Origin of the sequence: Rhodococcus sp. 15-2388-1-1a (assembly GCF_002259145.1) — a bacterium.
In the GTDB taxonomy this organism is placed as follows: domain Bacteria; phylum Actinomycetota; class Actinomycetes; order Mycobacteriales; family Mycobacteriaceae; genus Rhodococcoides.
The window spans coordinates 22,349-37,048 of sequence record NZ_NPFP01000035.1 but is presented as its reverse complement, the minus strand read 5'-3'; the positions used below and the strand labels follow the sequence as shown (position 1 = coordinate 37,048).

Here is a 14,700-nt window from a genome sequence, read left to right as displayed (position 1 = left end):
CGTGAGCAGAACCCATGACTGACGTCTCGCCGCCGTACCGTCGTTCGTCGTTTCGCCGGTTTCTGACGGCCGCAGTGATCAGTTCGGCCGGCTCGTCGGTGACAGCGGTAGCGATGCCCATCTTGGTAGTGCAGTTGTTGAACGCGACACCCTTCGAAGTCGGTGTCGTGAACGCGGCGCAGTTCATCCCCTATGCGGTACTCGGGTTGGTCGCCGGTGTGTTCGTCGATCGGTGGCGTCGCAAGCCGATTCTGGTGTGGGCCAGCGTCGGCCGTGCAGTGACGCTCGGCGCGGTTCCGCTCCTGTGGCTCGCCGGCCTTCTCCACATTTGGGTTCTGATCATCGTGTTGCTCTTGTTCGGATCCTTCTCGGTGTTCGGATTCGCTGCGACGCAGTCGTTGCTGCCCCGGTTGGTGCCACGCAGTCAACTGGTGCAGGCGAATGCTCGACTCGACCAAGCCGACGCGGCCGCAACGACATTGGGGCCGACGATCGGAGGCGGACTCGTAGGAGTGCTCGGCGCGCCCCTGGTGATCGCCGTTGACGCCATCAGCTATGTCGTCGACGCAGCGCTCAATCACAGCCTCGATGTGGACGAGCCTCGACCTACTGCTCACGCCCGCAACCTGATCGGCGAAGTACGTGACGGTCTGAAGTTCACGTATCGTCACCGCACGCTCAACCCGCTCGCTGTCTCGACACACGTGTGGTTCCTCGCCAACGGAGCCGCATTGACCGTGCTGTCGCTCTTCGCGCTCCGCTCGCTCGGGTTCAGCGCCTACAACTACGGATTACTGCTGACGACATTCGGTGCCGCCAGCCTGCTCGGAGCGTCCATTGCCCACACGCTCGGCAAGCGAATCGGCTCGGGTCGAGCAGTCATCCTCGCCCGCACGCTCTATCCCCTCGCCTGGATTCTCGTGGCCTTCGCAACCGACACAGCGGTCGGCCATGTCTTGCTCTTCGCAGCCTTGGGCCTACAAGGTCTGGCGGCGGGCGCGGAGAACGCGAACGAGATGGGGTACTGGCAAGCGCTCACCCCGGATGAGATACTCGGGCGCGTCAACGCTGCCAGGCGCTCCGTCAACCGCACCATGGCCGCCCTCGGTGCCGTGATCGCGGGCCTGTTGGTCAGCGTGATCGGTGAACGACCGACCCTGATCGGCGTCATCGTCGTATTCGCCATCGCCGCAGCCATAGTGGCGTTCTCGCCACTGCGGCACCCTGAAGCCGAGTTCTGACACCACCATCCCAGGGCTGCGTACGCGACGTGGCGCGTTCATCTCCGGACCATCTCTGGTTCGGTTCCGCGACATCGGCCGGTGACCGGAGTGCGGCAGTCTCCGGGGATCTTCACTCGAACTCATAGGAGTTGCACGAATGGCCTCGCTTCGTAGAGCTGCCCTACTGGGCACACTCGCACTGGTCTCTGTCGTCTCCGCGTCGATGGGCGGCGTTGCCACTGCCGCGCCAGCACGGACAGCGTCGCCGTTGTGTCAGGTCGCGGACCTGCTCCCCTCCGGATCGTCTTCGGGGCTCGGTTACCAATGTGCCGAAGCCGGTGAGCTTCTGGATCTCCCGATCGGTGAGGTGCGCGCGACACAACCGTCACTCGGGTACGACGAGGTGTACTACAAGCTCGGTCGATACACGCTCGGCAAGGACGAGATCAACAAGAAGTTCGACGACTGGTGCGAGGCAAACGGTCAGGAAGAGGCCGCATCCGCGTTACCCGATGCGCGACTGGACAATCCGTCCTCGTTCACCTGCACCGTCCCCGTCGGTCAGGAAACGCCCGACACCATCGCGCCCATGAAGACTGTCGTCATCGGGCCGGGCGGTGTGCCGTACCTGACCGACGGACACCACACACTCACCTCGTTCTACGAAACGGCCGACGGCGGACCGAATCTGCACCTCCGCCTGCGGGTGGTCGCGAACCTCAGTGACCTGAGCACCGCCGATTTCTGGGCGCGAATGAAAGCCGAGAAGTGGGTGTGGAACTACGACGTCGACGGCAACGAGGTTCCGGTGGAACAACTGCCGTCGGGAGTCGGCCTCGCCAAGTTCCAGAACGACAAGTACCGCAGCCTGACGTACTTCGCCCGCGACATCGGCTTCACCCCCGGAACCATCCCGTTCCAGGAATTCTATTGGGGTGCATGGGTTCGCGACTCCGGCGCAGTCGACATCAGCGGCTGGGACAGCAACAACCTCGCGAACTACCTGAGCACCGTCGAGTCGGTGTCGCGCGCCCAGGTCGCCGCACCGAAAGACGCGGTGATCGACAGTGGCCGCACCGCAGCGGAACTCGGTGCCTTGAGCGCGTGGAACGACGGCAAGGCAGCCACCAAGGGTGAATTCGGAAAGCTGTCGGCCCCGTACTCCGACGACAAGCCGGGCAAGCTGGCCTACGCCTTGCGGTACAAGATGGCGCTGCCCAGGTAGCTTCTACTCAGACTCGGCGGTGATCGGTCTGCTGATTACCAGCGATCGACGTGCAATACCGTCTCGATCGGATCCCTCGGAGCTACCTTGAACGTTTCACCCGTGTAGTACGCCGTGGGAATAAGCGCACCCTGATGGAAGTCCTCGGGGATGCCCAGCAGTTCGGATATCTCGGCTTCCTTCGCGAGATGAATCGTGGTCCATGCTGTTCCGAGACCACGTGCCCGTGCGGCCAGGGCGTAGTTCCACACTGCGGGTAGCAGCGAGCCCCACAGACCGGCCTGGTTTCCGGCCGGGAGCGTCTTGCCTGCCTGGATGCACGGAATCAGCAGCACCGGAACCTCGCCCATGTGCTCGCCGAGCCAGCCGGCACTGTCGCCGACGCGCTTCTGCACCGAGGCACGTTCCGGGTCGTCGGCGAACAGCGCCGAAGCGGAATGCTTCGACGCCTGATACGCCGCGAACAACTCACCGTAGATCGCACCGATGCGGGCACGAAGATCAGGATCGGTGACGACGATCCACTGCCACCCCTGCTTGTTCGATCCGGACGGGGCTTGCAGAGCGATCTCGAGACATTCCTTGATCAGCTCCATCGGAACCGGTCGCGTCAGGTCCAAGCGCTTGCGGACGGTGCGCGTCGTGGTCAGCAGTTCGTCGGGAGTCAGGTCGACAATCGGGAAAGAAGTCACCTCTCGATCATGCACCATTCGGTCACTTCGAGGCCCGGTCGACCAGTTCCTGGTTCGCTGTGTCCCACTGCACGGCCATGGACCTGCCACCGTGCCCTTCACCCTCGTCGACGAGAAGTGTCGATCCGGGCCACTCCCGGTGCAGACGCCACGCGGTGACGGCGGGTCCGGACACGTCGCGTCTGCCATGGATCAGGACGCCCGGGATATCGCGCAGACCTGCGGCGCGGTCGAGCAGAGGCGGATCGCAAAACCCGTCGTGCGACCAGTAATGCGTGGTCAGTCGGACGAAGGCAAGGCGGAACCGGTCATCGGCCCACCTAGGATCGCGTCTGATACCTCCGGTACCGATCGAGATGTGGACAGCTTCCCACAGTGCCCATTCACGAGATGCGCTGTCCCGCAGCACAAGATCGCTAGAGTTCAGTAGTTGGGCGTAGGCGTCGACTATTCGTCCGTGTCCGCGGTGATAGCCGATGCCGGCCTGCTCGGCGAAGGCGGCGAAACGATCCCACGCTTCGGGGAAGATCGCGCCGACGCCCTCGGTGATCCAATCGACCTCCTCACGACCGGTCGTGGTGACGGCGAACATAACGACGCCGAGGACACGCGTCGGGTGTGCGAGGGCGTAGGCGACGGCGAGGGTGGATCCCCACGACACACCGTTGACGATCCAGGCGTCGACACCGAGGTGCTCGCGCAGGGCTTCGATGTCCGCAATCAGATGGGCAGTGGTGTTGGTGAACAACGACGTCGAGGGATCGGACGCGTGCGGGGTGGACCGTCCACACCCACGTTGCTCGAATCCGACTGCGCGAACACGGGACAGGTCGAAGTGTCGACGAAACTGACTGGCGTTCAGGGTCCCGCCAGGTCCGCCGTGCAAGTAGACCGCCGGCACGCCATCGGACGGACCCCATTGCTCCCAGTAGATGCGCTGACGGTCCCCCACGTCCAACATTCCGTGCAGCGTCGGCTCGTCCTCCAGTGTCATGCCGCCATCACATCATTCGAGAGGCAACATCTGTCGGATCACTGCCCACGCGGAGGCGTCGACCCACGAGGGGTTGGACTGCTGCGGCGATCGGAACACCTCGAGTGTCGACAGTGCTGCGATGGACTGAATGCTCGACGCGAGGATCGGCTCGTCGAACAGCGTGATGTCCGTCGAGACCTTCCACTGCGGGCCGGGAACCGGGGTGCCGGTCAAGGTGCCGGCACCCCAGATTCCGCGTCGCGGATGGCTACTGACCCAGAACAGCACTGGTTGCCCGGGTGCCATCAGGCGCGTTCGGTAGTTGTCGGCGACGCACCAGTTCTCGTGCGCGCGACCGTCGTCGACCATCGGTGCGAGATCGGTCTTGTGCGGGTTGCACTTGATCACCCACGCACCGAGCGTCTGGTCGGTTATCGCGCGCGCCGTCACCGCAACCAGCGTACCGAGTGTCAGGCCACCGCGTCGTTGCCCTGCGCTGCCGAGACCACCAGATTGTTTGCAACGAGCCCATTTCCGTTCTTGACGGCGTCCACCCACTGGTCAGTGGACGCCACTGCTGCGAAGTTCGACTGCAGGAGCACCATCAACGCCTTGTGCAGTTGCTCCGCCGAGACGGTGCCCGCCTCGTTCGAGAGATTGATCGCGCCGGTGGCGTCGGACAGAATTTCGACGGTCAGGTCCAGTACCTCGGCGTCGGCGCTGGAGGCGAGGTCGCAGTTGTTTGTCATGTAGCCGACGATCGTGACGGTGTCGATGTCGTTGCTCTGCAACCACTTCGCGACGCCGGTCCCGGCGAACACGCTGCTGTACTTCTTCTCGACTCGCTCGAAGGACGGCTGCACGAGCGCCTGAACGTCGGGGTGCAGTTCGTAGGTCGGGGTGCCCTTCACGAACGCGGGTGCACCGTCGGGCATCTCGTGCTGCACGATCGCAACGGGAAGATCCTGCGCCGCAGCGGCTTCGATCGCCCGGACGATGTTGGCCAACGACTCGTCTCGGGGCGGGTACTGAATCTGCAGCACACCCTCGAAGTACTCCTGCTGGACGTCGATGACGATCAATGCTCTGCGCGGTGCGGTCATGGTGTTCTCCTTCGACTGGCGTTCTCGGTCGCTTCTCATCCTCCGGTGCGCACCTTGCGTTCACGAGTGGCACGGATGCATACTTTCGATTGATTTGCGCCAACATTCGAGATCGGAGACGCCATGCGGATCGCGCTCTACGCGTTCGACGGCATCACCATGTTCCATCTCGCCGCGCCGTTGATGGTGTTCGGTGAGGTGACTCGACTCGGACTCGCTCCGGATTGGGAGACGCGAGTGTGGTCCGACGAAGCCGGTTCGATCCGCACTGAGGAGGGCTTCCCGGTTGGCGACATCGCTGGCCCCGATACCGTCGACTGGGCTGACATCGTCATCGTGACGTCGTGGCCGGAGTCGTTGCCTTACATACGCACTGACCTCTCGAACGCACTCCGTGGGGCACATATGCGAGGCGCAGAGATCGCGGGTCTCTGCCTCGGCTCGTTCGCCGTCGCAGACACCGGGTTGCTGGCCGGCCGGCCCGCCGTCACGCACTGGACCAAGATGCCCGAACTGCGCGAACGCAACTCGCAGAACGTCCTCGAAGAGTCGGTGCTCTACATCGACCACGGTGACGTGATGACCTCAGCGGGCACTGCTTCGTCGATCGATTCCTGCCTGCATATCGTGCGCAAGCACCTCGGTTCGGCCGCCGCGACGCGGGTAGCGCGCAGTCTGGTGGTCGCACCCCATCGAGACGGCGGTCAGGCGCAGTACATCGAACGTCCGGTCATCGAGGCGTCGGGAGATACTGCGATCGCCGACGTCCTGAGCTGGGCACTCGAACGACTCGACGAGCCGTTACCCATCGAGAGACTTGCCGAACATGCGCGCATGAGCCGACGCAGCTTCATCCGTCAGTTTCAGCTCGAGACGGGGTCCACCCCCGCTCGCTGGGTGCTGGACAAACGCCTCGAGGAAGCTCGGAGTCTGCTCGAAACGACCGACCGCAGTATCGAGAACATCGCTACCCTGTGCGGATTCGGCAGCGCCGTTACCCTGCGTCAGAACTTCCGCTCTGCATTCGCGGTGACACCGACGGCCTATCGACGGCAATTCGCCGTCGGATGTGCGCCCGCGGATGCGGTCGACAGGCAAGGATGAGCGACGTGATCCTGTGGATAGTTGCCGGAGTCGAGCTCGCCGCCATCATCGCTCTCGGTGTGGTCTTGATCGTCTCGCGTCGAAAGTTGAAGCACACACGTCGGGCACTCGACCGTGCACTCGAATCGCAACAACGTCGCAAGCGACGCGGTCTGGTGCCCTTTGCGATCAGAACTGCCTTCCACACCACGGACCTACTCATCACCAAGGGCTTCGGCGCAACGGTCCGCAACTCCGTCGAGGATCTGGCCGGCTGGGCCAAGGTCGAACGCCCAGACTTGGCGCGCATGACCGCCGACGGCGACATCGTGGTGATGTTCTCCGACATCGAAGGATCAACCGCACGCAACGAGGAACTCGGCGACCGCGGCTGGGTGAAGCTGCTCGAGAAGCACAACAAGCTCATCCGCAAACACGTCGACGACCACGGAGGTCACGTGGTGAAGAGCCAAGGCGACGGTTACATGATCGCCTTCTCCGACCCGGCCCAGGCGGTGCGCTGCGGAGTGAAAGTCCAGGAAGCACTGCTGCAGAACCCCGATCGGTGGGACCGCATCCGCGTCCGAATGGGCGTGCACGTCGGCAGCTCGGTGCGACGCGGCGACGATCTGTTCGGACTCAACGTCGCCATGGCGGCACGCGTCGCGGGACAGGCCGACGGCGGCGAAATTCTGGTCAGCGAACCGGTTCGAAAGGCAATCGGTGCGGCTCACGATCTGACTCTCGGTACGCCCCGCGACGTCGAACTCAAAGGAATGAGCGGAAGCTACCAGTTGTATCCGGTGGCGCTGCCGGTGCTGCCCAGTGCGCAGGTCGCACTGAACGAATGAATGGTCCATTCACCCGGTCCTTTCAGCCGGCTGCTATTCACAGACCCCCCTGCGCCAAGCCTCGGGTGCTTGACAAGCGCCAACGAAATTGACAAGGCAGCGCTCGCCAAGCGTCCAAGAGCTGTTTCACTCAAGACCGAACAGTTTCGAGTAGGTGACCGCCGCGCGTTCTCTGAGCTGTTCGCCCGACAGATCCTCCGGGCTATCGCGCAGCACCGGATCCGAAACATAATCACCTACATCGAAAAATAGATTTTCGAGAATTATGAACTCACTACCCGGCATTTGACTTTTATCGTTGGTGAAGATGCGAATAAAATTGGTCTCGAAATCATCTGCCGAAATCTCTTCTTGGACAAATGCCTCGATCAGCTCCCTGTATTGGCTCAGCATTGCTTCGACCGATATCTGATGCTTCGTCATTATCCACCCCCAAGATTTCCATGTCAGAGCGCATTGCTGACTTATGAACTCAGATCAACGAGAGATCGACATTATCCATCTCGACTCAATTGACGAAGTTTTTCCAAGGCCCCAGTCGCACAGACAAGCAATTGTCCTGCGTCCAGATCGTCATCGCCACGCAACCTGTCCTTGGCGACGTAAGCGTCCACGTCGCCGAACAGATCGTTGACGATCTCGGACACCTCCCTTTCGAGTATCCCCGGAGTCCGCTTCACCAGCCTCAAATATGCCTTCTCGAAGACATCGGTGGTGTGACTCCCATCTACGAGAGCCTCGATAGTGGGGATAAAAATCAGTGCCTGCTCGGCCGCCCTCCCGGTAGCACTCATCAGTACAGTCTCCCCTCACTGAGAACCGACGCCATCTGATCCTCACTCATTTCCCAGCCGTCTCGGTCGTCCGACATATGCCCCCTGCGCCGCCGTTGTTCGCCGGAAGTCGACGCTCATAGCCTTGGACGTTGCCCAAGCCCAGTCGGTTCCATCGAACCGCAGTAAACACAGCCGAGAATCTAGCCTCCGGCGGAGGGCTGAGGGCGTGGGAGTCGGGAAGCACGGTCAAAGAGATTCGGGCACAGTCATACTCAGCAGGTGGTAGCTCAGACATTTGCCGTGTCCGTCGAGCACCGGGCTACCCGTCACTCCCCCACCGAGCACGCCGGGTAGCTCGAACACCAACCCTGAGACCAGAGGCATGTCGGTTCGACGGACTTCTCCCGTGACCAGCGGCGCGAAATGCGCACCGACAGCCTCGGCGGTCAGCACACGACTGAGCAACGCGTAGTGCTCGTCGGTCCGCGGGAAGACAGCGAGAATAAGGGTGTCACCCTTGTCCCCGGTTCGCACGTCGGAGAGATCGTCGACGGTCCTCATAGCGTCACCTCCGTGGTGTGTACGGCGGTCGTCACAAGTGCACGTGGAATCAGACACGACCTGATCGCGAGCACCTCGGCGCTACTGCTCCGTGCCCCACCTCCGCCGGCCGGACCGTTGGTGTAGAGGCTTTCGACTTCCCACCCCACGAGTGCCGCGGTCTCCGCGTTGGGCACCTTCGCGGTCACGCGCAGTCGCACTTCAGGGACATCGGTCATCGGCGCAAGTCCGCGGAATGCTGCGCCCGCCCCGATGAACTCGATGCCGACATTCTCCGCCGGAATGCCGTGCACCTCCCACAGTCGTTGCTGCACTATCTCTCCGGCGAGCTCGGCACGTTGCAGTGCGCGTGGCCCGGCGTAGCTGATCTGCCCTTCACCGAGCCAACCGCCGCGAAATCCGAGGGTCACCTTCAACTCCTCAGGCCGTGTACTGCCCGTCGCCCCGGACACTGCTACCCGATCGGGTCCGACGGTCTCGAACGCGATTCCGGTGAAATCGGCGGTCACGTCCGGCGTCAAATATCTGGCTGGATCGCCCACCTCGTAGAGCAACTGCTCGGAGCACGTTCGCCGCGTCAATTCCCCACCGGTGCCGTCGACTTTGCCGAATTCGGCTGTGCCGTCAGCACGTACGTCCCCGAACGGGAAGCCCAGATTTGCCAAACCCTGCACAGGCTTGGTGACCGGGTCGGCGAAGTAACCACCGGTCAGTTGGCCCGCGCATTCGAGTAGATGCCCTACTGCCGTCCCCGCACCGAGCGTCTCCCAATCCTGCCCGGCCCAACCGAACTCGTGCATCAGCGGCGCGAGATACAGCGCTGGATCGGCAAGACGGCCGGTGATGATCACGTCGGCACCGACGTCGAGTGCGGGCAGTACCGCATCGGCCCCGATATAGGCGTTGGCCGACACCAGTTCCTCGGAATGCTCCGACAGCGGGCCTCCGGTCTCCCACACCACCGGATCGATGCGACGCACCGCGTCGAGCACGTCGTCGCCGGTGACAGCAGCGACGCGCACCGAACGCGAGCACACCTGCTCCGCCACCTGCGCGACGACCGCGGCTGCCGCAACAGGATTCGCGGCCCCTGAGTTGGTGACGACGGTGATGCCCTGCTCAGTGGTCGAGCCGAGTACTGCGCGCATGCGCGCTGCCAGGAGCGGGTCGTAGCCCGCCGTGGGATCGACCAATTTTCGGGCCTGCCCGGTCGCAACCGTCCGCTCTCCGAGGCACTCGAAGACCAGATAGTCGAGCTTGCCTCGCTCGGCCAAGATCTGGGCGGGGTCGATACGGTCGCCGGCGAAGCCTGCTCCGGCCCCGAGCCGGATCGTGCCGTCGCGACTCATGACGACCACAGCGGGATCGCGCCGGTGGCCATGGCAACGCCGAGCATGCCGAGACTGATCAGCCACGCCCACCCCAGCGTGTGCCGAATGTGCTTACCGATGTCGACTTTCGCGAGACCCACCAGAAGGTAGAACGCACCGGTCATCGGGCTGATCGGGAATCCGACCGTTTCCTCACCGATGATCGAGGCTTGCGCCAGATCGATTGCGCTGACGCCGAATTGGTCACCCACCTCGATGAGGACAGGTAGCACGCCGAAGTAGTAGGCGTCCGGCCCGAAGATGAGGCTCATCGGGACGGCGAACACGCCGACGATAAGCGGTAAGGCGGGGGCCATAGCGTCCGGAATGGCATTCGCTGCGCTGACCGCCATGGACTCGATCATGCCGCTGCCGTCGAGCACACCGAGTAGTACCCCCGCAGCCAACAAGGTGCCGACCATCAGCATGGCACCGACAGCGTGGGCCTCGATGCGGGCGGACTGGTCCTTCATTCCGCGGTAGTTGACCAGGAGCGCCACGATGGTGGCGATGATGAAGCACGTCTCCGGAGGGGCGATGGCGGTGATCAACGCAGCCAACGTCGCGATTACCAGGAAGGCGTTGACCCAGAACAACTTCGGCCGCAGCAGTGCTCGGTCACTCGACGCGGTTGCCGGACCGTCCGCATCGTCGCCACCGGTCAACGGGCTGACGGGCTCCTCGTTCGCCTCACCGACTGCGGATCCGGTATCCCCGGATCCCACGGACATGCGTTCGGCGACTCGCGCCGTCGACTCCTCCACTACGGCCGACGCATCGCCCGCGGCTACCTTGGCCAGGCGGGTCCGCTCACGCCGACCCAGGTAGTAGGCGACGCCCAGTGCGAACACGACCCCGGCGATCTGAGCAGGAATCAACGGGACCCACAGTTCGTTGGCGTCGACACCCAGCGTTGCTGCAGCGCGAGCCGTCGGACCACCCCAAGGGACCATGTTCATCACTCCGGCACCGAGACCGACGCAGGTGGCCAGGACGAGTCTGCTCATACCGAGGCGGTCGTAGATCGGCAGCATGGCGGGCACGGCGATCAGGAACGTTGTTGCGCCGGCACCGTCGAGGTGAGCCACCACGGCGAGGGCAGTGGTCGCGACTGCCACGGTCGGCGGGGCACTGCCTGCCCAGCGCACAATGCGGGCGATGATGGGATCGAACAGACCCGCGTCGCGCATGATCCCGAAGAAGACGATCGCGAACAGGAACATCGCCGCGACGCCGACGACGCCGCCGAGCCCGTCCTTGACGAACCCTGCCACCTCGGACGGCGAGTTGCCGGCCAGGAACGCTGCTGCGAGCGGGACACCCGCAAGAGCAACGATGGCCGCGACACGTTGAGTGAACAACAGCAGCAGAATGACGGCAATCGTTCCGAAGCCGAGCAGTGACAGCATGTGATCTCCTTCATCCGATACGACGAGTGTTGTGCAGATCACTTAGTCAGTCCAACATCAGTTGGGTATACATTCATTCGCTGTGAGCATCAATATCGGTATCGCGCACCTACGGGCCATCGTGGCGCTGGCCGATCTCGCGAGCTTCACCTCAGCGGCGGCGTCCCTCGGGGTATCTCAACCGAACCTCAGCCGCACCGTTGCCGAGGCCGAGCGCCGTCTGGGCGTGCGACTGTTCGTCCGCACCACCCGCAGCGTCGACCTCACCGGCGACGGACACGAGGTGACGGCCTATGCCCGTCGGGTACTGCTCGAGTTCGATGACGGCCTGGAGCAGATCGGACGCTTCGTTTCCGGTGACCGCGGAACCGTCACCATCGCGTGCCTGCCCTCGATCGCGGCGACGTTTCTCCCGCCGTACATCGTGGACTTTCGCAGTAGCCATCCCGACGTCTCGGTGCACATCAAGGACGGTCTGCGCGACGACGTGGTGGCTTCCGTCCGCGACGGTTCCGTGGATTTCGCAGTGGTGGCAGCCTCGGGTCGAGCGAACGACCTGATGCGTACGACGGTCAGCGCCGACGCGTTCGTATGCGCGCTACCACCGAATCACGCTCTGGCGCAGCGGAAGAGCCTGAGGTGGACCGACCTCGCCGACGAGCCGTTCATCGCCTTCGGCTCCGAATCCAGCATCGCCTCGCATGTGCGACTGGCGCTGGAAAACGCGGGAGTCGAAGTCGGACCGTCTGTTCAGGCGCACAACGTAGCCGCCGTGGCGGGCCTGACCGCGGCGGGACTCGGCATCACCGTCATCCCGGAATTGGTAGTGCCGATGATGTCGTTCGCGAACCTGATCTATCTGCCCATCGAGCCAAGCATTCATCGCACCATCTCGGTCGTGCAATTGCCCGGACGACGCCAGAGCGCTAGTTGTTCGGCCTTCCTCGACATCTTGGTGCCGCCACCGTAAGGAATGAATGGTCCATTCAGTACGTCTGAGCGCGTGAAAGTCACATTGATCCGAGCGGGGTGGGCGGTAAACCCCAATTCTGGTGCGCCCCAGAACGAATGAATGGTCCATTCACAACGTCTGAGCGCGTGAATGGACCATTCATTCGATGAGGGGGTGAGCCAGAGAAACTACTGCTTCGCGGACTCCAGAGCCTCGTTGAAGGTCTTGGACGGGCGCATCACTGCAGCGGTGGCTTCGGGGTCGGGGTAGTAGTAGCCGCCGATGTCGACTGCGGTGCCCTGGACCTCGTTGAGCTCGGAGACGATTTTCTCCTCGTTCTCCGCGAGCGTCTTCGCCAGTGCCGCGAAGTGCTTGGCCAGTTCGGCGTCCTCGGTCTGCTCGGCGAGTTCCTGTGCCCAGTAGAGGGCGAGGTAGAACTGGCTGCCACGGTTGTCGAGTTCACCGGTCGAGCGCGACGGGCCCTTGCTGTTCTCGAGCAGCTTGCCGGTGGCGGAGTCGAGTGCCTTGGCGAGGATGGTCGCCTTGACGTCGCCGGTCTTGATGCCCAGGTCTTCGAGGCTCACGGCCAGAGCCAGGAATTCGCCGAGCGAATCCCAGCGCAGGTGGTTCTCCTCGATGAGCTGCTTGACGTGCTTGGGAGCCGAGCCACCCGCACCCGTCTCGTACAGTCCGCCGCCTGCCATCAGAGGAACGATGGAGAGCATCTTGGCGCTGGTGCCGAGTTCGAGGATCGGGAACAGGTCGGTGAGGTAGTCACGCAGGATGTTGCCGGTTGCCGAGATGGTGTCGAGTCCGCGGACCAGACGCTCCATCGTGTACCGGATCGCGCGAACCTGCGACATGATCTGGATGTCGAGGCCCTCGGTGTCGTGATCCTTCAGGTACTTGCGCACCTTGCCGATGAGCTCGTTCTCGTGCGGGCGGTACGGGTCGAGCCAGAAGACGACCGGCATTCCGGATTCACGCGCGCGCGTCACGGCGAGCTTGACCCAGTCCTGGATCGGGGCATCCTTGACGATGCACAGACGCCAGATGTCGCCCTCTTCGACGGTCTGCGTAAGCAGCACCTCGCCGGTGGCCTTGTCGGTGATGTTCGCGACGCCCGCCTTCGGTACCTCGAAGGTCTTGTCGTGCGAGCCGTACTCCTCGGCCTTCTGCGCCATCAGGCCGACGTTGGGAACGGTGCCCATCGTCGTCGGATCGAACTGGCCGTTGGTCTTGCAGAAGTTCACCATCTCCTGGTAGATCCGGGAGAACGTCGACTCGGGGTTGACTGCCTTGGTGTCCTTCGGACGTCCGTCCGCTCCCCACATCTTGCCGCCGGCGCGAATCATCGCGGGCATCGACGCATCGACGATCACGTCGCTGGGCGAGTGGAAGTTCGAGATGCCGCGGGCGGAGTCGACCATCGCGAGTTCCGGACGGGTTTCGTGACACTTGTGCAGATCTTCGATGATCTCGTCGCGCTTGGACGCCGGGAGGGTCTCGATCTTGGTGTAGAGGTCCGAGAGTCCGTTGTTGACGTTGACGCCCAGCTCCTCGAAGAGCTCGTTGTGCTTGGCGAACGCGTCCTTGTAGAACACGCGCACAGCGTGGCCGAACACGATGGGGTGCGATACCCGCATCATCGTCGCCTTGACGTGCAGGGAGAACATGACGCCGGTGTCGTAGGCGTCCTGCATCTCGTGCTCGTAGAAATCGAGGAGCGCCTTCTTGCTCATGAACATCGAATCGATGACGTCACCGTCGGTGAGCGAGACCGACTCCTTGAGCACGATCGGCTCGCCGTCGGCGGGCAGCAGCTCCATCTTGATCTCACGATCACCGTCGACGACCGTCGACTTCTCACCGTGGTAGAAATCGCCCTCGCGCATGTGCGCGACGTGGGTGCGCGACGCCATCGACCACTCGGTCATGCTGTGCGGGTGCTTGCGGGCGAATTCCTTCACGGCCTTCGGAGCACGACGGTCCGAGTTACCTTCGCGCAGAACCGGATTGACCGCGCTGCCGAGGCACTTGGTGTACCTTTCGCGGATCTCGCGCTCTTCGTCGGTCTTCGGATTGCCGGGAAAGTCGGGAATCGCGTAGCCCTTGTCCTGCAGTTCCTTGACGGCAGCGAGCAACTGCGGCACCGAGGCGCTGATGTTCGGCAGCTTGATGATGTTGGTCTCGGGCAGCTGCGTCAGCTTGCCCAGCTCGGCGAGGTTGTCGGTCACTCGCTGGTCTTCGTTGAGGTAATCGGGGAACTCGGCGAGGATGCGGTTGGCAACGGAGATGTCACTCGACTCGACGTTGATCTCGGCCGCGCTGGCGAAAGAACGTATGACCGGCAGAAACGCGTGAGTCGCCAGCATGGGCGCCTCGTCGGTCAGGGTGTAAATGATGGTCGGCTTCTTCGCTGTCATGTTTCGCCTTTGCCTCAGTTTCAACGTCGTCTTTTGGATGCGTCCAACCCCGA

General features: G+C 63.1%; 15 protein-coding genes. 5 read left to right on the top strand and 10 right to left on the bottom strand.

All coding sequences use genetic code 11. The features are described from left to right. The first annotated feature begins 14 nt into the window (after window positions 1-14). Together CH302_RS20055 and CH302_RS20050 are read left to right on the top strand one after the other, a co-directional pair. Complete coding sequence (locus CH302_RS20055) at window positions 15-1,241, top strand: MFS transporter (RefSeq protein WP_037190819.1); 1,227 nt, start codon at window positions 15-17, stop codon at window positions 1,239-1,241. 139 nt (window positions 1,242-1,380) lie between these two features. Then, the gene (locus CH302_RS20050) at window positions 1,381-2,448 is read left to right on the top strand and encodes a ParB/Srx family N-terminal domain-containing protein (RefSeq protein ID WP_037190817.1); all 1,068 of its coding nucleotides are present in this window, start codon (window positions 1,381-1,383) and stop codon (window positions 2,446-2,448) included. A 35-nt stretch (window positions 2,449-2,483) separates the two neighbouring features. Here the strand turns inward: CH302_RS20050 and CH302_RS20045 are convergent, their stop codons facing one another. The 4 genes from CH302_RS20045 to CH302_RS20030 are packed head-to-tail and all read right to left on the bottom strand — an operon-like array spanning window position 2,484 to window position 5,219. Then, window positions 2,484-3,140 (bottom strand): nitroreductase family protein, encoded by a 657-nt coding sequence (locus CH302_RS20045; RefSeq protein ID WP_037191110.1) that lies wholly within the window; start codon window positions 3,138-3,140, stop codon window positions 2,484-2,486. A 22-nt stretch (window positions 3,141-3,162) separates the two neighbouring features. Continuing rightward, window positions 3,163-4,134: an alpha/beta fold hydrolase gene (locus tag CH302_RS20040; protein ID WP_037190815.1), complete on the bottom strand. Its 972-nt coding sequence runs from the start codon at window positions 4,132-4,134 to the stop codon at window positions 3,163-3,165. Between the two features lie 12 nt (window positions 4,135-4,146). Beyond that, window positions 4,147-4,566 (bottom strand): EVE domain-containing protein, encoded by a 420-nt coding sequence (locus CH302_RS20035; RefSeq protein WP_230596275.1) that lies wholly within the window; start codon window positions 4,564-4,566, stop codon window positions 4,147-4,149. A 20-nt stretch (window positions 4,567-4,586) separates the two neighbouring features. Further along, window positions 4,587-5,219, bottom strand: coding sequence for an isochorismatase family protein (locus tag CH302_RS20030; protein ID WP_037190813.1), 633 nt, complete (start codon window positions 5,217-5,219; stop codon window positions 4,587-4,589). A gap of 123 nt (window positions 5,220-5,342) precedes the next feature. Here CH302_RS20030 and CH302_RS20025 point away from each other — a divergent pair, with 123 nt between their 5' ends. Continuing rightward, entirely contained in the window at window positions 5,343-6,323 is a 981-nt protein-coding gene (locus tag CH302_RS20025; RefSeq protein WP_037190810.1) for a GlxA family transcriptional regulator, read from the top strand. Next, entirely contained in the window at window positions 6,320-7,153 is an 834-nt protein-coding gene (locus tag CH302_RS20020; protein WP_176460738.1) for an adenylate/guanylate cyclase domain-containing protein, read from the top strand. Before CH302_RS20025 ends, CH302_RS20020 begins: the two co-directional genes overlap by 4 nt. A 126-nt stretch (window positions 7,154-7,279) precedes the next feature. Here CH302_RS20020 and CH302_RS20015 read toward each other — a convergent pair whose 3' ends face one another. From CH302_RS20015 to CH302_RS19995, 5 genes are all read right to left on the bottom strand, one after another. Then, on the bottom strand, window positions 7,280-7,576 hold the full coding sequence (locus tag CH302_RS20015) for a colicin immunity domain-containing protein (RefSeq protein WP_082323669.1): 297 nt from the start codon (window positions 7,574-7,576) through the stop codon (window positions 7,280-7,282). Window positions 7,577-7,647: 71 nt separating this feature from the next. Beyond that, the gene (locus CH302_RS20010; RefSeq protein WP_037190807.1) at window positions 7,648-7,947 is read right to left on the bottom strand and encodes a colicin immunity domain-containing protein; all 300 of its coding nucleotides are present in this window, start codon (window positions 7,945-7,947) and stop codon (window positions 7,648-7,650) included. Between the two features lie 228 nt (window positions 7,948-8,175). Continuing rightward, window positions 8,176-8,490: an AtuA-related protein gene (locus CH302_RS20005; protein ID WP_037190804.1), complete on the bottom strand. Its 315-nt coding sequence runs from the start codon at window positions 8,488-8,490 to the stop codon at window positions 8,176-8,178. Next, complete coding sequence (locus CH302_RS20000; protein WP_037191101.1) at window positions 8,487-9,839, bottom strand: acyclic terpene utilization AtuA family protein; 1,353 nt, start codon at window positions 9,837-9,839, stop codon at window positions 8,487-8,489. The genes CH302_RS20005 and CH302_RS20000 overlap by 4 nt, the downstream gene beginning before the upstream one ends. Then, window positions 9,836-11,269, bottom strand: a complete 1,434-nt coding sequence (locus CH302_RS19995; protein WP_037190800.1) for a CitMHS family transporter — start codon at window positions 11,267-11,269, stop codon at window positions 9,836-9,838. The genes CH302_RS20000 and CH302_RS19995 overlap by 4 nt, the downstream gene beginning before the upstream one ends. 82 nt (window positions 11,270-11,351) lie before the next feature. On the opposite strand from CH302_RS19995, the gene CH302_RS19985 reads away from it, so the two are divergent. Further along, on the top strand, window positions 11,352-12,239 hold the full coding sequence (locus CH302_RS19985; protein ID WP_037190797.1) for a LysR family transcriptional regulator: 888 nt from the start codon (window positions 11,352-11,354) through the stop codon (window positions 12,237-12,239). Window positions 12,240-12,409: 170 nt separating this feature from the next. Here the strand turns inward: CH302_RS19985 and CH302_RS19980 are convergent, their stop codons facing one another. After that, on the bottom strand, window positions 12,410-14,647 hold the full coding sequence (locus CH302_RS19980; protein ID WP_037190794.1) for an NADP-dependent isocitrate dehydrogenase: 2,238 nt from the start codon (window positions 14,645-14,647) through the stop codon (window positions 12,410-12,412). Window positions 14,648-14,700 lie beyond the last annotated feature (53 nt).